Here is an 18,183-nt window from a genome sequence, read left to right on the forward strand (position 1 = left end):
CGAACCTCTTGGGCGATGTAGTCCCCGGTTCAAAACGGTTGCTGGGGAGGCCTCTCTCCTTCGTGGCGAGAATCTCGACCAAACTAATACTCTTTACTAATATCCGGCATCCCTATAACGTCAATCCATCATGCCCGGACGACATCGGACCGCGCATGTTCGGAACGCAAGCCAGCCTGGTATCGGACGGTTCCCGTCAGCCGAAGCTTGCCTGCCGCTCCGGGAAATGTCAGACAAATCGGACTATTTACGAACGGCGAATGAGTCTCTAAAGTCGACGATCGCGGCTGGAATGGCGTCGTTCTTCGCTGCCGGAAACCCTTGAGGAGGAGGGCGTCCAAGCCGCGCCGGCACGTTCATCATCAGCGAAATTACTGAGTCAAAATGGGAGGTTAAATATGAAATCTGTGATACGAAATGCGTCCGTCGCCGCTGCGGCCCTGCTGCTCGGCCTGTCCGCCAGCGCAATTGCGCGGGCCGACGACAAGCCGACACTGGCCTTCGTCGTCAACGGCGCTTCCGATTTCTGGAAGGCGGCGGAAGCCGGCGTCAAGAAGGCTCAAGCCGAACTGCCCAACTACAATCTGGAACTCAAATATCCGGAGCAGTCCTCGGTCGCCATCCAGCAGCGCCTGATGGACGATCTGGTGACGGCCGGCGTGAAGGCGATCATGGTCTCGGCCGTCGATCCCAAGACGTCGACCGACGGGCTGAACAAGATCGCCTCGGAAACGGCGTTGTTCACCACCGACAGCGACGCGCCGCAGACCAAGCGTGTCGCCTATATCGGCTCGTCCAATGTCGATGCCGGCAAGCAGGCGGCAGAGATCGCCAAGAAGGCAATGCCTGACGGCGGCAAGTGCCTCGGCTTCGTCGGCCTGCTCGGCGCCGACAACGCCAAGGAGCGCATCCAGGGCATGAAGGAAGGTCTCGCCGGCACCAAGATCGAATTGGTCGACGTGCGTGGCGACGACATCGATCAGGCTCGCGCCAAGAAGAACGTCGAGGACGCGCTGGTCGCCAGCCCCGACGTCACCTGCATGGTCGGCTTCTATTCCTACAACACGCCGCGCATCTATGAAGCGCTGCGCGATGCCGGCAAGCTCGGCCAGATCACCGTCGTCGGCTTCGACGACGATCCGATCACGCTGGGCGGCGTCAAGGAAGGCACCGTCGCCGCCACCGTCGTGCAGCAGCCCTTCGAATGGGCCTATCAGGGCATGAAGCTGATGGCTGCCTATCTCGAGGGCGACAAGTCGGGCATTCCCGCCGACGGCCTGATCATCATCCCGACCAAGATCATCGGCAAGGACGATGTCGACGCCTACGCCGCCAGCCTCAAGGCGATGTCTGGAAACTGAGCGAATTAGGTTGCGCCGGCTCAAGGTGCGCCTTGAGCCGGCGTTCTATTGACGGGCCTCGCGAGGCTCGTCAGTCTGAGACCAAACGGCTCACCGGCTGCTGTCAGGCGTGATGAATTATTCCGACCCATCCATCGTTGCATCTGCGGACGCTCCGTTCCTGAGTCTCGACGGTGTGCGCAAGACCTATCCCGGCGTCGTTGCGCTGGACGGGTTCTCGATGGAGGTCAGGCCCGGCGAGGTCATCGGCCTGGTCGGCGAAAACGGCGCCGGCAAATCGACGCTGATGAAGATCCTCGGTGGCGTGACCAGGCCGGACACAGGCACCATCACCGTCGATGGCGTCGCCCATGACGGGCTGACTGTCGAGGCCAGCATCGGCTCGGGCATCGCTTTCGTCCACCAGGAACTCAACCTGTTCGAAAACCTCGACGTGGCCGCCAATATCTTCTTCGGCCGCGAACCGCTGCGCGCCGGGCCGCTCAAGCTCGTCGACCGCGCCAGGCTGCGAGCGCAGGCGGCGCCGCTGCTCAAACGCGTGGGCGCCAATTTCTCGGCCGATACGCCGGTGTCGGCGCTGTCGCTGGCGCAGCAGCAAATGGTCGAGATCGCCAAGGCGCTGTCGATCAAGGCACGGCTGGTTATCCTCGACGAACCGACCTCGAGCCTGCCGATCGCCGAAACCGACAAGCTGCTCGGTGTCATCAAGGCGCTGAAGGCAAACGGCATCAGTGTCATTTTCATCTCGCACCGCCTTCACGAGGTCGAGCGCGTCGCCGACCGCGTCGTCGTGCTCAGGGACGGAATGCTCGCCGGAACCTTGCCGAAGAGCGCCATCAATCACGACCAGATGGTCAAGCTGATGATCGGCCGCATGCTCAAGGAGCGCGAGAAGGCCGCAGAATCGGCGCGCCCGCCTGGCTCTGTCGCGCTGTCGGTCAAGGCCATTCGCACCGCCGCCTATCCTGACCGCCCCGTCGACCTCGACGTCAGGCATGGCGAAATCCTCGGCCTGGCCGGTCTCGTCGGCTCCGGCCGGACGGAACTGGCGCGCGTGCTGTTCGGCATCGACAGGAGCTTTGGCGGCTCGTTCCAGCTTGACGCAAAAGATCTGGTTCTTGGTTCGGCCGCCGACGCAGTGGCCAACGGTATTTTCCTCGTCCCGGAAGACCGCAAGCTGACTGGCATCCTGCTCGACCTGTCGATTGCCCAGAACATCTCGCTGCCCAATCTGCCGGCGCATTCGCGGCGCTCGCTGGTCTCGGCCAGCGCCGAGGCCGCCACCGCCGAAAAACAGAAGACCGATCTCGGCATCAGGGCGCCCTCCGTGCAGACGCGCACCGGCACGCTGTCGGGCGGCAACCAGCAAAAGGTCGTGCTGGCCAAATGGCTGGCGATGAAGCCGAAGGTGATGATCCTCGATGAGCCGACACGCGGTATCGATATCGGCGCCAAGGCCGAGATCTACGGGCTGATGCGGGCGCTGGCCGATGCCGGGGTCGCCGTGCTGATGATCTCCAGCGACATGGAGGAGGTGATCGGCGTTTCCGACCGCATTGCCGTCATGCATGAGGGCCAGATCTCCGGCATTCTCGACAAGGACCGGTTCAGCCAGGAAAACGTGCTGCTGCTGGCGGTCGGCAAGCAGCCGAAGTAATTCGCAGGCGTTGGGAGAAGACGATGAGCAAGAAAGATCTCGGCCTGCTGATCCTGATCCTGGTGGTCGGCGCGGTGGTGGCGATCATCAACCCGCGCTTCCTGCTGCCGATCAATCTCGCCAACACCTCGAACCTGATCGGGCTGTTCGGCATCCTGTCGATTGGCCAAGCCTTCGTCATCATCACCGGCGGCATCGAATTGTCGGTCGGCTCGGTGGTTGCGCTACTCGGTACGCTTTTCATCGATTTCATCGCCGTGCGGGAGATGGAGTGGCCGCTGGCCTTCGTGCTGATCATCGCGCTCGGCGCCATCATCGGCCTGATGCATGGCTGGCTGATCACCCGGCTGAAGTTGCAGCCGTTTGTCGTCACTCTCTGCGGCCTGCTGATCTATCGCGGCGTGGCGCGCTTCTACACTGCCGACGGCACCGCCGGCTTTGCCTTTGGGCAGAACTTCCCGGAACTCGAATTCCTGACGGCGGGGCGGTCCTGGGGCGTGCCGAACAGTTTCATCGCGCTGATCGTCATCGCCGTCGTCATGTGGGTGGTGCTGCACCGTTCGGTATTCGGGCGCTATCTCTACGCCATCGGCAAGAACGAGGAAGCGGCAAAATATTCCGGCATCCGCACCGGCCGCATCGTCATAGCCGCCTATGTCATCTGCGGCGTGCTGACGGCGCTGTCGGCTATCTATTTCGCCATGTACACACGCTCGATCTCGCCGGCGAGCCACGGCCAGTTCTACGAACTCTACGCCATCGCGGCAGCGGTGCTCGGCGGCTTCTCGCTGCGCGGCGGCGAAGGCTCGCTGATCGGCGTCCTGCTCGGCACGGTGCTGCTGCAGGAGCTGCAGAACCTCGTCAACCTGCTCGGCATCCCGTCCTCGCTCAACTTCGCCGTCATGGGCGGGGTGATCCTCATCGGCGTGCTGGTCGACCAGCAATGGGGCGTGTTCAGGGCGCGGCGGCGGATGCTGGAAGCTACCCGTAAGGGCGTGGCGGGTGCTGCCGCGGAATGACGCAAAAATAGCTGGATGAAATGCGCCGACTGCCATTGGCAGGCATCTCTCCATTTGGAACGAAACCCGTATCGAAGCGTTTATTTAAGCTTTGCTATGCGGAGGCGTCCCATGCCCACGAATCCAGTAAGTACCGCAAAGGTCGGAACTCACCCTCTCCACCCGATGCTGATACCTTTTCCTGTCGCGTTTCTTGTCGGTGCCTTTGTCACCGACCTGGTTTTCTGGGGAACTGCCGATGCTTTCTGGGCACGGGCATCGATGTGGCTGATCGGGGCAGCCATCGTAATGGCCCTTCTCGCCGCGACAGCCGGTTTTATCGACTTCCTCAACGAGCCGCGCATTCGCGCCTTGTCGGACGCCTGGTATCACATGCTGGGCAACCTGACCGCGGTCGTTGTGGCACTGATCAATTTTTATCTTCGCTATGCCCAAGGCGCCGAAGCCGCGGTCCGCCCATGGGGTGTGCTCTTGTCGTTCATAGTGGTCTGCATACTGCTGTTCACCGGCTGGAAGGGCTGGGAAATGGTGTATCGCCATCACGTTGCAGTTCTGGATACACCGGCGGATGCGCCAGTGAAGCCTTCGATAACCACTGCCGCGGATACTCGTCACGCTGGTCGGGACCGGCACGCCGCATGAGGCCATAATCCCGAAAAGGGGGTACCGGCTTCCAAAGATATTGGTTAGACAAGTAGCGCCCATACCGAATGCATCGGATGGGCGCTACTTTAGATAAGGCCCGACATGTCGGAGAAGGCCATGGCCTTGCGCAGCACCTCGGCGAAGCGCTCGCCGGCGGCTTCACGAGGGCCGCTATTGTCGATCGAGGTGACACCCGGTCCGGACAGCGCCACATTGGCACTGCGCGCCAGCCGTGCCAGAACTTCGCCGCGCGACTCGCGACCGCGCAATGCCAGCCGCTCGGCCAGGATATCCGGTGTAGCCGTGATCTCGACGACAGCCAGATTGGCGTAGCGCTCCCGCAGCGCAGGGATGATCGCGCGCGAGACGTTGGCGATCGCGACACGGCCGTTGGAGACCGACCAGTCGACTTCGGCCGGGATGCCGTAGTGCAGGCCATGCGCCTCCCAGGAAATGGCGAAGGCGCCATCCGCTTCGGCCTCGACAAAGGCAGCATCGGCGAGCGTATCGTGATCCTCGGTGGCCGCATCGCTCGGCCGGGTGATCACCCGGCGCACGAACTCCAGCCGGCTCTCGCGGGCAAACACCGCGCGCGCATAGCCGATCACCGTGTCCTTGCCGGCACCGCTCGGCCCGACGACGGCGACGAAGACACCGTCGCGGATCGGAAATCCCGCGGCGGACAATTCACGCTCGACCGATGCCGACACCATCATGCGACCCGGCGTCCCTGCCGCCAGACCGTGCGGACGACCGGGACATGGTCGTCGACGCGCACGCGAACCAGATCGGCGCGCCGGCCGGGCTCGATGACACCGCGATCGGTGAGGCCGACCGCCTCGGCCGGGTTCTTCGAAACCATGGCCACAGCCTGCGGCAGCGAGATACCTTCGACCACGTCGCCGAGGAAGAAGGCCGACTGGATCAGGCTGAACGGAATGTAGTCCGATGACAGTATATCGAGCAGGCCGTCGCCGGCCAGCGTGCGGGCCGAGACATTGCCCGAATGCGAAGCGCCGCGCATGACGTTCGGCGCGCCCATCAATACGCCGAGCCCTGCCTTTTTCGAAGCCCTCGCTGCCTCCTCGGTGGTCGGGAACTCGGCGACGCGCACACCTTGCTCGATCGCTTCGTCGACATGGCCGACGGTCGCGTCGTCATGGCTGGCGAGCACGATGCCGCGCTCATGACAAGCCGCGGCGATGAAGCTGCGGTTCGGGCTCGAGTTCCTCGCCGATTCAGCCATCCGCTTTTCGCAGAATTTCTGGAAATCGCGGTCCGTAAGCTTCAGCTTGCGCTGATAGTAGTAGGCGTAGGTCTCGAGATCGACGAATTGCCGCTGTCCCGGCGCATGGTCCATCAGCGACGCCAGCCTGACCCGCTCGTCACCGTCGAAATTGGCGAAGGCTGGAAGGCAGTCCGGCGCCGAAACCTCGCAGCGCAGATGGATGAAATGGTCGGCCCTGAGCCGGTCCTGCTGGACACTGTCCTCGATCGCGTCGGCCAGTTTGCGTATGTCGGCAGCCGTCAGGTCCGCATCCTCGTCCATGCCGACGCGCAAGGCGTCGAGCACGGTGGTGATGCCGGCGGTCGCCACCTGCGCGTCATGGGCGAGCACCGCGGCGATCGGGTTCCAGCGCACTTTCGGCCGTGGCGCGTAATGGCCTTCGAGATGATCGGTGTGGAGCTCGACCAGGCCAGGGATGATGAAGTCGCCGCCCATGTCCTCGCCGCTGCGGCCGGGTCCGGCATCAATGGCGGCGATCATGCCGTCGCGCAGCACGATCGACCCTTGGACGATCTGATCGGCGAGCACGATGCGGGCGTTGTCAAGAACAGTCTCGGCGGTCATTTCAAGCAGTCCTTGCAGGATTTTGCAGCCAACTGGAACCAATTGGCGTCGCACAAACGCGGTTAGAGCAAATAGTCATTAGGCAGTTCTTCTGGCCGGGCGGCGCCCGAGCGCGTGATGGGACAGCACCATGAACGGCGCGCCAGGTTCAGTTTCCACAAACAGCGTCAGCGCGTCCACCGGCACCGGCCTTTGCAGCACGCCCGCAAACAGGCTGTCGATTGCTAAGCGAAGACGAGGGCTTTCCTGTGACGAGACCCGGCCGGACAGCGTCATGTGGAAGCGAAACGTCTCGAACACATAGGGATAACCCCATTGGCAGAGATTGCGGAACTCGTCGGGCTTCAGCGAATCGGGGCTGCGCCGTTCGATCTCGGCTTCCGTCAACGGCGCGCGAAAGCGGTCGAAGTCGCGCACCACATCATCGGCGAAGCGGTTGAGCGACGGCAGCGGTGCTTCCGGCACCAGCGCGAAGAAGCCGTCGATCTGGCTGACGACGAGGCGCGGGATCGTAACCACCGGCGTCGCCTCGGCAAAATCGTCGAGTGCCGCGCGAAGCGAGGTTTCCGTCTCATTGGAGGCCAGTCGAAAGGGCGCCTTCAGCGTCGCATGAAAGCCATAGCGGCGCGCCGAAGCGGTATGGAAGGCAACTTCTGCCGCCGACAACTCGCCTACTGCCTCGACCGGCTTTGTGGCGGCACCGAATGGGTCGCGGCCGAGCCAGTTGGCGGCGATCCGTGCCAGCGGTTCGTCCTGTCGGGGGGTGAAATAGATCGCGTAGCGCATCGAAAGTCCTTGTCAGCCCCGCTGCCATAGGTGATTTCCATGACGAATTGACGAAGCTTTGCGGCGTTTTCGGTAACAAAACCACGCAGCCGGGTAGTTAGCCGACGATTTTTCGCTTGGACCAGCCGTTGGGGCGAAGGGGAAGTGGTCAGGCCTTCATCAGCCATTCGTGCTCGGGCGCGTTGTGGAATTTCCACGTCCGCTTCGGTCCGGCCATGACGTTGAGATAATAGAGATCATAGCCGTGGCAGGCTGCGCAGGGGTGATAACCCCTGGGTACCAGCACGACGTCGCCGTCCTCGATAGCCATCGCCTCGTCGAGCGAACGAGCACCGCTCTGGTCGGCGTCGGTGTAGACGCGCTGGAAAGCAAAGCCCTGCGGCGGGTTGAGGCGGTGGTAGTAGGTTTCCTCCAGATAGGATTCAGCCGGCAAATTGTCCTGGTCGTGCTTGTGCGGCGGATAGCTCGATGTGTGGCCGCCGGGTGTGATGACCTCGACCACCAGCAAGGAATCGGCCGGCTTGTCCTCCGGCAGGATGTTGGTGACGTAGCGCGTGTTGGTGCCTTTGCCGCGAACCTCCTGGCCGAGATCGTCGGGCCCGATGACACGGACCAGCAGACCGCCGCCCAGTCCTGGCGCCGAGCAGACGGCAAGTTCGAGATCGGTATCGGCGCTCACCGACCACTCCGACCCCTGCGGCACATAGACCGACCAAGGCTTGCCTTCGAACGGCGACATGCGTTCGCCCAGCAGGCCGAGATCCTTGCCGCCGGCTTTGGCCTTGCCCTTGCCGGTGACGAACACCAGGCAGACCTCACGATCCGCGGTTTGCCCGGAAGCGCTCTCGCCGGGTCTGAGCCGATGCAGATCGAAGCCGACATAGGTCCAGCCGGCGTTTTGCGGCGTCACATGAGCGACGCGGCCGTGGCCCTTATTGGCTTTGATGAGCAGCTTAGACATGGTCATTCCTTCGGTTTGGCGTCCGCCGATGGCTTGTCCTCGTCAGCCGGCTTGTAGAGATAGAAGAATTGCCAGACGGCATAGCCGGCGAAGCCGAGCGCGATCACGCCCCAGAACGGCGTGCCGGTGGCGAATTCGATCACCGACCAGACCAGGCAGACCGCGACAACGGCAACGCGCCGCCACAGCGGCCGGAAAAACGGGTGCTCGGAGTCTTTCATCGGATCACCCCCGGCATCGGATCAGCCCTTCCTCGCGAGCCTCAAGCATTGGGAAAGCCTTGTGTCTCCACCGTATAGCCGGCCGCTGTCATCACCCGCATCAATTCCTTGTAGCCGACCTGCGCCATCTTGAGCGGCGGGTTCTTCTTCGGATCCTGCTCGGCCTCGACCACGAACCAGCCTTCATAGCCATGGTCGGCGAGCCTCTGGACGATGGCGCCAAAGTCCAGCGAGCCATCTCCCGGCACGGTGAAGGCACCAAGCGCCACCGCATCGAGAAAGGATTGCCTGCTACGATCCAGCTTGTTGATCACCTCCATGCGCACGTCTTTCACATGCACGTGGTTGATGCGCCGGTGGTGGTTATCAATAGCGCGCAGCACATCGCCCCCGGCAAAAGCCAGGTGACCCGCGTCGAGCAGCAGTGGAATGCCTTCTCCCGAATAGCGCATGAAGGCGTCGAGCTCTGGCTCGGTCTCGACCACCGCCGCCATGTGATGGTGATAGGAGAGCGGCATGCCTTGCTCGGCACACCATTCCCCGAACTGCGTGAGCTGCTTCGCGTAGGCTTTCATCTCATCGTCCGAAAGCCTGGGCTTGCTGGCGAGGGGTTTCGAACGGTCGCCCTGGATGGAGCGGCCGACTTCGCCATAGACGATGCAGGGCGCATTCACCGCCTTGAACAGATCGATCATCGGCTGGATACGATCCTTGTTTTTCGCCATGTCTTCATTGACCAGCGTCCCCGAGAACCAGCCGCCGCAAAGTGTCACGTCGGCCTCTTTCAGGATCGGCAGCATGATTTGCGGATCGTTGGGAAAGCGGCGGCCCATTTCCATGCCGGTAAAGCCAGCCGAGCGCGACTGGCGCAGGCACTCCTCCAGCGACACATCATCGCTGAGTTCGGCAAGATCGTCGTTCCACCATGCAATGGGGGACATGCCCAGTTTGGCTTTCAAGTCGTCACTCCAGTTTCGGACATTTCGAGGCGCGTTCGCGGATGGTTCAAAGAACCCGCCCGCTCAGCGCTTCCTCGTATTTCTTGCGCGCCGCATTCACTTGCGGCCGTGCCGAGACTTCCGGCACTGCGACATCCCACCAGCTTCCACCGGCCTCGGTCGAAACCAGCGGGTCGGTGTCGATGACCAGCACGGTCGTTCGCGTGTTCTTCTTCGCTTGCGCCAGCGCCGTTTCCAGCCCGGCGATCGATGGCACTTTTTCGGCAATCGCACCCATGCTCGCAGCATGCGCGGCGAAGTCGATCTCGGGCAAGGTTTCGTGACGGGCGTCCTTCAGCAGATTGTTGAAGTTGGCGCCGCCGGTCGCCATCTGCAGCCGGTTGATGCAGCCATAGCCGCGGTTGTCGAGCAGCACGATGGTCAGCTTGAGGCCGAGCATCACCGAGGTCGCGATCTCGGAATTGAGCATCAGGTAGGAGCCGTCGCCGATCATCACGACTACCTCTTCGTCCGGCTTGGCCATCTTGACGCCGAGTCCGCCGGCGATTTCATAGCCCATTGTCGAGAACCCGTATTCTGCGTGGTAGGAGCCGGGCGCGCCCGCCTGCCAGAGCTTGTGCAACTCGCCGGGCAAGCCGCCGGCGGCATGGAGCAGTACCACGCCGGAGCCCATGGCGCGCTGTACGGCGCCGATCACCTGCGCGTCGGACGGATAGGCGGCATTGGTCGACGCAGTCACCTTGCCCGCCTCCGCCTGCCACTCCTTTTTGCCCTTGATCGCATTGTCGGTCCAGGCGGCAGGCACCTTCCAGCCCTTCAGCGCCTCGCCGAGTTCGGCGAGCCCTTCCGCCGCATCGGCGACCAGCGTCAGCGCCTGGTGCTTTCCGGCGTCGAAGGGCTGGACGTTAAGTCCGATAATGGTCTTGCCGGAATTCTTGAACAGTGCCCAGGAGCCGGTGGTGAAGTCCTGCAGCCGGGTGCCGACGGCAAGCACGACGTCGGCCTCTTCGGCCAGCCTGTTGGCAGCCGAAGTGCCGGTGACGCCGACCGCCGCCATGTTCAGCGGATGATCGTCGGGCAGCGAGGATTTGCCGCCTTGCGTCTCGCAGACCGGAACGCCGGCGTCCTGCACCAGTCTGGCCAGTTCACCCGAGGCCTGCGAATAGAGTACGCCGCCGCCGGCAATCACCAATGGCTTCTTCGCCGCTTTAAGAGCCGCCACCGCGGCGGCCAGCTCCTGGCGATCCGGACGCGGTCGCCGCTGATGCCAGATTCGTTCGGCAAAGAAGCTCTCGGGGTAGTCATACGCTTCTGCCTGCACGTCCTGGCACAGCGCCAGCGTCACCGGGCCGCATTCGGCGGGATCGGTCAGCACCTGCATGGCGCGGTTGAGCGCCGGCATGATCTGCTCCGGCCGGGTGATGCGGTCGAAATAGCGCGACACCGGCCGGAGGCAGTCATTGACGGTCGCCGTGCCGTCGGAGAAATCCTCGGCCTGCTGCAGGACCGGATCGGGAATGCGATTGGCGAAGACGTCGCCGGGCAGAAACAGGACAGGCAACCTGTTTACATGCGCAAGCGCCGCAGCGGTCACCATGTTGAGCGCGCCGGGGCCGATCGAACTGGTCGCAGCCAGGAAGCGGCGGCGGAAATTGGCTTTGGCATAGGCGATCGCCGCATGCGCCATTGCCTGCTCGTTATGGGCACGGAAGGTCGGCAGCTCGTCGCGAACCTGGTACAGCGCCTCGCCGACGCCGGCGACATTGCCGTGGCCGAAGATCGCCCAGACGCCGCCGAAGATCGGCACCTTCTTCCCGTCCATCTCGGTCATCTGTCGAGCAAGAAAGCGGGTCAGAGCCTGCGCCATCGTCAGGCGGATTGTCTTGGTCATGTCGGTTCCTCCGCAGTCCTTGTGCCGCGCCTTCTTATGCTGCTTTGCGGCCGCGCGCGGCAAGCCACGCCTCGGTCAGTCTCTCGAAGCGAGATGCCATGTCGGCAACCGCTTCATCGTCCGACATCTTGCCGGCAAGCCATTGTTCGGCCGCGTTGATGAAGATGGTGCGACCGACGGCAAAGCCCTTGACGATGGGCGCCTTGGCGGTGGCGGCAAAGGCCGCTTCCAGCTCGTCCTGCGGCGCTTCCAAACCGAGCAGCACAATCCCGCGGCACCACGGATCGTTTTTAAGGATCACCGCCTCGATCTTTGCCCATGCGCCGTGCGATGCCCGCGGTTCGAGCTTCCACCAATCGGGCTTGATGCCGAGTGCGTAGAGTTCCTCGAGCGCGCGCGGGATGGTCATGTCGTCGAGCTTGCCGTGCTTGCCGGCGATGATCTCCACCAGAAGTTCTCTGCCCACTTTCCGCGCGGCCTCGAACAAAGCGCGCAGTTTCTGCTGCTGTTCGGTCTTCAGCTCCGCCGGATCATCGGGATGATAGAAGCACAGGCACTTGATGCAGTGGTCGACCGGCCATTCGGTCAGTAGCGAACCAATGTCTTGCGAGAACTCGAAGCGAAGCGGCCGCGAACCCGGCAACTCGACCGGCCGGCCGAGCCAGGTGAAGGAATGGTGGGCGAATTCGAACATCGCCTCGCGTCCGTATTTTTCGTCGAGCAGCATGCCATAGCCGGCGCGGCCGGCCGCGACTTTGGCCGCAGCCTTGACGGTCAGCACCTTGAAAGCCGGGATCCGCGACGGATCGGCGCCGGCTTTTGCCGCGACGTCCTCCAGCTGGACGCGGTGGTCGCAGGCGAACGCCATCAGCGAGGGGATGTCGCGCCGGCGCGTGGTCGCCCAATGGATGTGGTTGATCGCCTCGTCCTTGCGCAGCGCCAGGTGCTTGCTGCCGTTTTTCAGGAAGAACTGCAATTCCTCGAAAGTCGGGTATTCAGGTGCGCAGAGGAGCCGCGACACGGCAAATGCCCCGCAGGCATTGGCCCAGGTCGCCGCCGTCGCCAGGCTTTCATCGCCGAGCCAGCCGCGCAGGAAGCCCGACATGAAGGCGTCGCCGGCGCCAAGCACATTGTAGACCTCGATAGGAAACCCCTTGCCGACGATACCGTCCTCGAGATCATCGCTGATCGGCCCGTCATAGACGATGCAGCCCATGGCGCCGCGCTTCAGCACGATGATTGCCGCCGACAGCGATCGGATGGTTTTCAGCGCGCTCAGGCAATCGTCTGCGCCCGACGCGATCATGATTTCCTCTTCGGTCCCGACGATGAGATCGCAGTCGGGCAGCACCGTCTTCAGCCGCGCCGAGACGCGGTCGGATTTCACATAGCGCTCGAAGCCTTCGGCGTGGCCGGCGAGACCCCAGAGGTTGGGGCGGTAGTCGATGTCGAACACCACCTTGCCGCCTTTGGCTTTCATGACACGGATCGCCTTGCGCTGGGCGGCGTCGCTGTTGGGTCGTGAAAAATGCGTGCCGGTGACGACGATCGCGCGTGCCGAAGCGATGAACGCCTCATCGATGTCGTCTTCCGAAAGTGCCATGTCGGCGCAATCGCTGCGATAGAAGATCATCGGCGAGACGCCTTCAGCCTCGACCGACAGCAGCACCAGGGCGGTCAGCCGCTCCGGATCGGCCTTGAGGCCTTGGACCGAAACGCCCTCGCGGGTCAGCTGCTCGCGGATGAAGCGGCCCATCTGCTCATTGCCGACGCGGGTGAGCAGCGCCGAGCGCAGGCCTAATCTGGCAGTGCCGACTGCGATATTGGCTGGACAGCCGCCGACCGACTTGGCAAAGGAAGTAATGTCCTCGAGGCGCGAGCCGATCTGCTGGCCGTAGAGATCGACGGAAGCGCGGCCGATCGTGATGATGTCGAGCGGCGAATATTTCGCTTCCACGGCTTCGCCCATTCGAACCTCCCATCGGCTTTGTTGTCTTGGGTAACACGCGCGAGCGGCAGCGTGGCGCCAGCAATATGAAATAATAATTCCAATCCATAGTCAATATGGAACGAGCATTCCCAAGCTGAAAAGTGTGCAAGGCTCGCGCGTTCAGAAATTTTGAAGTCAGACGAACGTCAAGTGTCTACCCCTGAGACCAGCTGATTTACCAAGGAAGTGGGCCATCATCGTTGAAGTACCCCGCGGTCGGGCCATCGGCGTCCAAGGTCGCCAGGTGAATGACGATCTCGGCCGCCTGCTGCACCGTGCGGTGACCTTTATAGCCGTTGAGATCGGTGGCAGTGTAACCAGGCGCGGCGGCGTTGACCTTGATGCCTTGCGGTGCGAGCTCCTTGGCGAAGGCCACCGTGATGGCGTTTAACGCTGTCTTGGAGCTGCCGTAGCTCATCATATTGATGGCGTGGTTCGCGGTGGCGGGATCCAGCGCCCTGCCGATGGAGCCGGTGGAGCTGCTCACCATCACGATCCGGGCAGCAGGTGCTGCCAGCAGCAGCGGCAGGAATGCCTGGGTCACGCGGATCGGGCCGAAGACATTGACGTCGTAGGTGGCCTGGATATCGGCGATCCGCTGCTGGCCCGGCGGCAGGTCGTAGTTGATGGCGACGCCGGCGTTGTTCACCAGCACGTCAAGGCGGCGGCTGGCCTGCCCGAACGCCTCGGCTGCCGCCTTCACACTGTCATCCCTCGTGACGTCCAGCTCAAGCCACTCTACGTCGTGGCCTTCGGCACGCAATGCCTGCGCCGCCGCCATGCCGCGTTCGGCGCTCCTGGCTCCGAGCCAGACCTTGAAGCCCATGGTCGCCATTCGCCGGGCGATTTCACGGCCTATACCCTTGTTGGCGCCGGTCACCAGCGCAGTTTTCGATGTCGTCATGTCGTGTCTCCATGTTTGCTGTCGAAGACCCACAAATGGCGCGAGGCAGCGGGCGCCGCGCGCCGGAAACTCTCCAGCTCTTGCCTAATCCCCTCACGCTGTTGCGCGGCCGGTGCGAATGCGCGATGCTGGCGCAATGAGCGAGGCGCTGCAGGAGTTGATCGAAATCGCCGGCCGCCATGCGCGCGGGCGAAGAATAAGAACGGCAATTCCCCGCGTTTCGATCGGCCGCAGCGAAGTCGCGACGGCGCCATTGCCGGGTGTGTGGGGGTCGGGGGTCTTATTCGTATTGCAGGGCGCGAAGACGGTTCTGATCGGCGACCGGGCTCTTCGTTACGACCCGGCCAGCTATTTCATCTACACTGTCGAGACGCCCAGCATCAGCCAGATAGTCGAAGCGAGCGCCGCACGTCCTTATCTGGCCATTGGCTTGACCCTTGACCTGCAGGCTGTCGCCGCGCTCCTCGTTGAGCACGGGCCGGTCCTCGGCGGCGACAGGTTCTCCACCTCTCCCGTTGATGACGACCTGCTCGACGCGTTGCGTCGAATGCTGCGGCTGCTTGACCGGCCAGCGGAGATTCCCGTGCTTGCGGCCATGCTCGAGCGGGAGATGCTGTTTCGGCTCCTGCAAGGCCCGCAAGGCGGAAAGCTTCGTGAACTTGCGCGCGCCGACGGCCATCTGTCCCGGATTGGCCAGGCGATCGCCTGGATCCGCTCGCATCCCCATCAGCCGGTCCGGGTCGGGGATCTGGCCGAAATCGCCCATATGAGTAGTGCTGCGTTCTATCGTCACTTCAAGGCGGCGACGGCCATGAGCCCAATCCAGTATCAAAAGCAAATCCGCTTGCTGGAAGCCCGCCATCTGCTGATTGCCCAGCCGGGCAACGTGGCGCGTGTCGCCTTCGCTGTCGGCTATGAGAGTGCTTCCCAGTTCAGCCGGGAGTATGCCCGCCAGTTCGGATCGCCGCCTGCCCGCGACGCAGCGCGGCTTTTGGCAGGAGGCGAAACGGCAATAGAGGTGCTCTAAGGCTTGCGCTTCCTGCCGCTGTCGCGCCGCTTCTCGCCGACGGCGACAGTCAGCGCCATGGCCAAGGCCATCGTCGCCGACAGCGAGCGGAAGCCGGCGAAATCGGCCTCGGCGACCTCGAACCAGACCCTGGCGAACTGGGCGAGCGGCGAAAAGGAGGAGTCGGTAATCGCCACGATCGGCACGCCTTGTTCCGAAATGACGCGCGCCTCCTCGATGGTGGCCGGGGCATAGGGTGAAAAGCTTATGGCGATGACGGCGTCCCTTGGAGAGGCAAAGCCGATCATCTCCGCATTGAGGCCGGCGGCCGATTCGATCAGCTGGTTGCGGATCTTGAGCTTGCCCAATGCGTAGGCGATGTAGGAGGCGACCGGGTAGGAGCGCCGCTTGGCCAGCACGTAAATGGTTTCGGCCTTGGCCAGCACGGCGATAGCATCTTCGAAATGGTCTTCATTCAGCGTGCGCGAAATGTCGTTGAGCGAGGTGCTGGCTGCGGCAACAAAACCATCGAAAATCGCGCGGTGGCCGGCGCCTTCCTCGGCCTTGGCGCGCAATGCCGCCAGCCTTTCATCATAGGACGAGTTGCGCTCGCGCAGACGCTCGCGAAACACCAACTGCAGGCTGGTGAAACCATCAAAACCAAGCTGCTGGGCAAAGCGGATCAGGGTCGAAGGCTGGACACCGGCGGAAGCGGCGATGCTGGCGGCGGTGCCGAAGGCGATATCGTCTGGGTTGTCGAGCGCATAGGCGGCGATCTGGGCGATACGTTTCGGCAGGCTCTGGCGCCGCTCCAGGATCGTCGCCCGCAGCGTCTCGAAATCGCGCGGCACCCGTTCGTCCATCGTCGCTCCGCCCAGGCTCATCGTCTGGTTCCCTCTGTGCCCCATCATAGCGGGCCTGTGCAAGAACACCATAAAAAATGAGACAAGCGTTCCACCTGCAGACAAAATGGACTAATTCATCCACACAAACTTTGCACACAGGGAGGCAAGCGGATGGTCGGGGTAGGTCTTATCGGCACGGGCTTCATGGGCAAGTGCCACGCCATTGCCTGGAACGCGGTCGGCACCGTCTTTCCCGATGTGGCCAAGCCAAGGCTGGTTCATCTGGGCGAGGTCAACGAGGACCTTGCCAAACGCCGTGCCAGCGAATTCGGCTTCGCCAAGGCGTCCGGTGACTGGCGCGCGGTGGTCGACGATCCCGACGTCGATGTCATCTCGCTGACCACGCCGAACCAGTTCCACCCGGAAATGGCCATCGCCATCCTCGAAGCCGGGAAGCATCTGTGGTGTGAAAAACCGATGGCGCCGAGTTTTGCGGAGGCGCAAGCAATGGCTGCGGCAGCCCAAAAGTCCGGCAAAGTCGCCGCGCTCGGCTATAACTACATCCAGAACCCCGCAATCCGCCATATCGGCGCGCTGCTCGACGAGAAGATCATCGGCGAGGTCAACCATCTGCGCATCGAGATGGACGAGGACTTCATGGCCGATCCGGAAGCGCTGTTCTTCTGGAAGCACGAGGCGGCGTCCGGTTACGGCGCGCTCGACGATTTCGCCGTGCATCCGCTTTCGCTCATCGCCGTGCTGTTCGGCCGCGTTGCCCGCGTCATGTGCGACATGGCCAAACCCTATGCCGAACGCCGCGTCGCCTCTGGCGGGCGCCGCGCGGTCGAAACCTACGACATCGCCAGCATCCTGATGCATCTCGAAAACGGCATCGCCGGCACGCTGCTGGTCAACCGTTCGGCCTGGGGCCGCAAAGGCCGGATCGCCATTCAGATTTTTGGCTCGAAGGGCTCGATCCTGTACGATCAGGAGCGGATGAATGAGTTCCAGCTCTATCTGACAGCCGACCGGCCGACCGAGCAAGGCTATCGCACCATCCTGGTAGCGCCGCACCACAAGCCCTACGACGCCTTCCTGCCGGCACCCGGCCACGGGCTTGGCTTCAACGACCTCAAGATCATCGAATGCAGGGAACTTTTGACGCGGCTGGCCGGCAAGCCGGCGCGCATCATCGACTTCGACGAAGGCCTGGAGATCGAGCGCACCGTGCACGCGATGGCCAGGTCGTTCAGTGAGAGCCGCTGGGAGGACGTGAGGTAGCCCCTCCCCCGGCATCCGATTCACAGTGGCCGCTTCAGCCGCCTGCGGCTGAGGTGTCCGTTTCCCACCCGTTCACCCAGACCTGCCGCAAACCGTCGCCTTCACCCTTGAACCATAGTCCCGTCGCCTGGCAATCCTCGATCCGGTCGCTGCGGAAATTGCGGATTGCCTGGCGCAGCTCGCACCAGGCAACGATGTTGGCGGTTTCGGAGTAGTAGATGAGGGCGATCGGACAGATGATGCGGTCGGTGGCTCGGCCCAGTTCGTCGCGGTAGGAAAGGTCCAGCTTGGCCTCGTCGCGGATGGCACGGCGCACCAACGCCAGATCGACCGCGGAGGCCGATGGCGCGGCAAAACCCCATGCATGCAACTGATTGGCGTCGAGCGTTTGGCGCAAAGGCGGCGGCACCGCGCCGGCGATCTTGGCGCTGACGCGCTTGGCCGCCTGCTTGAGCTCGCTGTCGCCCGTGCGTTCGAGCAGCGCGAGAGACAGTACGATCGCCTCCATCTCCTCGATCGAAAACATCAACGGCGGCAAGTCGAAGCCAGGACGCAGTATGTAGCCGATGCCGCGCCCGCCCTCGATCGGCACGCGCATCGCCTGCAGCGCGGCAATGTCGCGATAGACCGAGCGCACCGTCACCTCCAGCCGCTCGGCGATCATTGCCGCCGTCACCGGTTTCCTCGCCAGCCGCAGGATCTGGATAATCTCGAACAGACGCGACGCCTTGCGCATTCCCTCACTCGGCCCGAAGGCAACTGACAACACCTCGTCAGTTGGACTGACCTATAGGATCGCCTATCG

At 63.0% G+C, this 18,183-nt stretch carries 17 protein-coding genes; 6 read left to right on the top strand and 11 right to left on the bottom strand.

From position 1 onward, the window contains the following. Positions 1-398 precede the first annotated feature (398 nt). From NKJ13_RS10000 to NKJ13_RS10015, 4 genes are all read left to right on the top strand, one after another. Positions 399-1,361 carry a sugar-binding protein gene (locus NKJ13_RS10000; protein ID WP_254815899.1) on the top strand — a complete coding sequence of 321 codons (963 nt, stop codon included), beginning with the start codon at positions 399-401 and terminating at the stop codon, positions 1,359-1,361. A gap of 112 nt (positions 1,362-1,473) precedes the next feature. Continuing rightward, a complete protein-coding gene (locus NKJ13_RS10005) occupies positions 1,474-3,018 on the top strand; it encodes a sugar ABC transporter ATP-binding protein (RefSeq protein WP_352777707.1) in 1,545 nt (514 codons plus the stop codon). A gap of 23 nt (positions 3,019-3,041) precedes the next feature. Then, positions 3,042-4,037 carry an ABC transporter permease gene (locus tag NKJ13_RS10010; RefSeq protein ID WP_254815901.1) on the top strand — a complete coding sequence of 332 codons (996 nt, stop codon included), beginning with the start codon at positions 3,042-3,044 and terminating at the stop codon, positions 4,035-4,037. Positions 4,038-4,148: 111 nt separating this feature from the next. Beyond that, complete coding sequence (locus NKJ13_RS10015) at positions 4,149-4,679, top strand: DUF2231 domain-containing protein (RefSeq protein ID WP_352505999.1); 531 nt, start codon at positions 4,149-4,151, stop codon at positions 4,677-4,679. A gap of 89 nt (positions 4,680-4,768) precedes the next feature. On the opposite strand, the gene phnN is transcribed toward NKJ13_RS10015, so the two are convergent. The 9 genes from phnN to NKJ13_RS10060 all read right to left on the bottom strand — a co-directional run bounded on the left by phnN (position 4,769) and on the right by NKJ13_RS10060 (position 14,246). After that, positions 4,769-5,398 carry a phosphonate metabolism protein/1,5-bisphosphokinase (PRPP-forming) PhnN gene (gene phnN, locus NKJ13_RS10020; RefSeq protein ID WP_352736739.1) on the bottom strand — a complete coding sequence of 210 codons (630 nt, stop codon included), beginning with the start codon at positions 5,396-5,398 and terminating at the stop codon, positions 4,769-4,771. Then, positions 5,395-6,534: an alpha-D-ribose 1-methylphosphonate 5-triphosphate diphosphatase gene (locus tag NKJ13_RS10025; protein WP_352505998.1), complete on the bottom strand. Its 1,140-nt coding sequence runs from the start codon at positions 6,532-6,534 to the stop codon at positions 5,395-5,397. The genes phnN and NKJ13_RS10025 overlap by 4 nt, the downstream gene beginning before the upstream one ends. A gap of 78 nt (positions 6,535-6,612) precedes the next feature. Then, positions 6,613-7,320: a DUF1045 domain-containing protein gene (locus NKJ13_RS10030; protein ID WP_352477065.1), complete on the bottom strand. Its 708-nt coding sequence runs from the start codon at positions 7,318-7,320 to the stop codon at positions 6,613-6,615. A gap of 148 nt (positions 7,321-7,468) precedes the next feature. Beyond that, positions 7,469-8,281, bottom strand: coding sequence for a 5-deoxy-glucuronate isomerase (iolB, locus tag NKJ13_RS10035; RefSeq protein ID WP_352686469.1), 813 nt, complete (start codon positions 8,279-8,281; stop codon positions 7,469-7,471). Positions 8,282-8,283: 2 nt separating this feature from the next. Beyond that, a complete protein-coding gene (locus tag NKJ13_RS10040) occupies positions 8,284-8,502 on the bottom strand; it encodes a DUF3329 domain-containing protein (RefSeq protein WP_254815905.1) in 219 nt (72 codons plus the stop codon). A gap of 41 nt (positions 8,503-8,543) precedes the next feature. Then, entirely contained in the window at positions 8,544-9,461 is a 918-nt protein-coding gene (gene iolE, locus NKJ13_RS10045) for a myo-inosose-2 dehydratase (protein ID WP_352686472.1), read from the bottom strand. Positions 9,462-9,507: 46 nt separating this feature from the next. After that, on the bottom strand, positions 9,508-11,352 hold the full coding sequence (iolD, locus tag NKJ13_RS10050) for a 3D-(3,5/4)-trihydroxycyclohexane-1,2-dione acylhydrolase (decyclizing) (RefSeq protein WP_352686475.1): 1,845 nt from the start codon (positions 11,350-11,352) through the stop codon (positions 9,508-9,510). Between the two features lie 34 nt (positions 11,353-11,386). Next, entirely contained in the window at positions 11,387-13,321 is a 1,935-nt protein-coding gene (locus NKJ13_RS10055; protein ID WP_352686478.1) for a bifunctional 5-dehydro-2-deoxygluconokinase/5-dehydro-2-deoxyphosphogluconate aldolase, read from the bottom strand. Between the two features lie 196 nt (positions 13,322-13,517). Continuing rightward, complete coding sequence (locus NKJ13_RS10060) at positions 13,518-14,246, bottom strand: SDR family oxidoreductase (protein ID WP_352686481.1); 729 nt, start codon at positions 14,244-14,246, stop codon at positions 13,518-13,520. A 136-nt stretch (positions 14,247-14,382) separates the two neighbouring features. Here NKJ13_RS10060 and NKJ13_RS10065 point away from each other — a divergent pair, with 136 nt between their 5' ends. Then, positions 14,383-15,273, top strand: a complete 891-nt coding sequence (locus NKJ13_RS10065) for an AraC family transcriptional regulator (protein ID WP_352686663.1) — start codon at positions 14,383-14,385, stop codon at positions 15,271-15,273. Here the strand turns inward: NKJ13_RS10065 and NKJ13_RS10070 are convergent. Further along, complete coding sequence (locus NKJ13_RS10070; protein ID WP_352464792.1) at positions 15,270-16,115, bottom strand: MurR/RpiR family transcriptional regulator; 846 nt, start codon at positions 16,113-16,115, stop codon at positions 15,270-15,272. The two genes, NKJ13_RS10065 and NKJ13_RS10070, sit on opposite strands and share 4 nt — an antisense overlap. 153 nt (positions 16,116-16,268) lie before the next feature. Between NKJ13_RS10070 and NKJ13_RS10075 the strand changes: the two genes are divergently transcribed. After that, complete coding sequence (locus tag NKJ13_RS10075) at positions 16,269-17,378, top strand: Gfo/Idh/MocA family protein (protein WP_352736741.1); 1,110 nt, start codon at positions 16,269-16,271, stop codon at positions 17,376-17,378. Between the two features lie 34 nt (positions 17,379-17,412). On the opposite strand, the gene NKJ13_RS10080 is transcribed toward NKJ13_RS10075, so the two are convergent. Continuing rightward, a complete protein-coding gene (locus tag NKJ13_RS10080) occupies positions 17,413-18,114 on the bottom strand; it encodes a helix-turn-helix transcriptional regulator (protein WP_352505989.1) in 702 nt (233 codons plus the stop codon). Between the last annotated feature and the right edge of the window lie 69 nt (positions 18,115-18,183).

The organism is Mesorhizobium sp. M0174 (genome assembly GCF_040322275.1).
Classification (GTDB): domain Bacteria; phylum Pseudomonadota; class Alphaproteobacteria; order Rhizobiales; family Rhizobiaceae; genus Mesorhizobium.

Bases quoted from the DNA above. Each gene is read 5' to 3' on its own strand.
- NKJ13_RS10000 (WP_254815899.1), top strand. From the start codon at position 399: ATGAAATCTGTGATACGAAATGCGTCCGTCGCCGCTGCGGCCCTGCTG.
- NKJ13_RS10005 (WP_352777707.1), top strand. From the start codon at position 1,474: ATGAATTATTCCGACCCATCCATCGTTGCATCTGCGGACGCTCCGTTC.
- NKJ13_RS10010 (WP_254815901.1), top strand. From the start codon at position 3,042: ATGAGCAAGAAAGATCTCGGCCTGCTGATCCTGATCCTGGTGGTCGGC.
- NKJ13_RS10015 (WP_352505999.1), top strand. From the start codon at position 4,149: ATGCCCACGAATCCAGTAAGTACCGCAAAGGTCGGAACTCACCCTCTC.
- phnN (WP_352736739.1), bottom strand. From the start codon at position 5,398: ATGATGGTGTCGGCATCGGTCGAGCGTGAATTGTCCGCCGCGGGATTT.
- NKJ13_RS10025 (WP_352505998.1), bottom strand. From the start codon at position 6,534: ATGACCGCCGAGACTGTTCTTGACAACGCCCGCATCGTGCTCGCCGAT.
- NKJ13_RS10030 (WP_352477065.1), bottom strand. From the start codon at position 7,320: ATGCGCTACGCGATCTATTTCACCCCCCGACAGGACGAACCGCTGGCA.
- iolB (WP_352686469.1), bottom strand. From the start codon at position 8,281: ATGTCTAAGCTGCTCATCAAAGCCAATAAGGGCCACGGCCGCGTCGCT.
- NKJ13_RS10040 (WP_254815905.1), bottom strand. From the start codon at position 8,502: ATGAAAGACTCCGAGCACCCGTTTTTCCGGCCGCTGTGGCGGCGCGTT.
- iolD (WP_352686475.1), bottom strand. From the start codon at position 11,352: ATGACCAAGACAATCCGCCTGACGATGGCGCAGGCTCTGACCCGCTTT.
- NKJ13_RS10055 (WP_352686478.1), bottom strand. From the start codon at position 13,321: ATGGGCGAAGCCGTGGAAGCGAAATATTCGCCGCTCGACATCATCACG.
- NKJ13_RS10060 (WP_352686481.1), bottom strand. From the start codon at position 14,246: ATGACGACATCGAAAACTGCGCTGGTGACCGGCGCCAACAAGGGTATA.
- NKJ13_RS10065 (WP_352686663.1), top strand. From the start codon at position 14,383: ATGAGCGAGGCGCTGCAGGAGTTGATCGAAATCGCCGGCCGCCATGCG.
- NKJ13_RS10070 (WP_352464792.1), bottom strand. From the start codon at position 16,115: ATGGACGAACGGGTGCCGCGCGATTTCGAGACGCTGCGGGCGACGATC.
- NKJ13_RS10075 (WP_352736741.1), top strand. From the start codon at position 16,269: ATGGTCGGGGTAGGTCTTATCGGCACGGGCTTCATGGGCAAGTGCCAC.
- NKJ13_RS10080 (WP_352505989.1), bottom strand. From the start codon at position 18,114: ATGCGCAAGGCGTCGCGTCTGTTCGAGATTATCCAGATCCTGCGGCTG.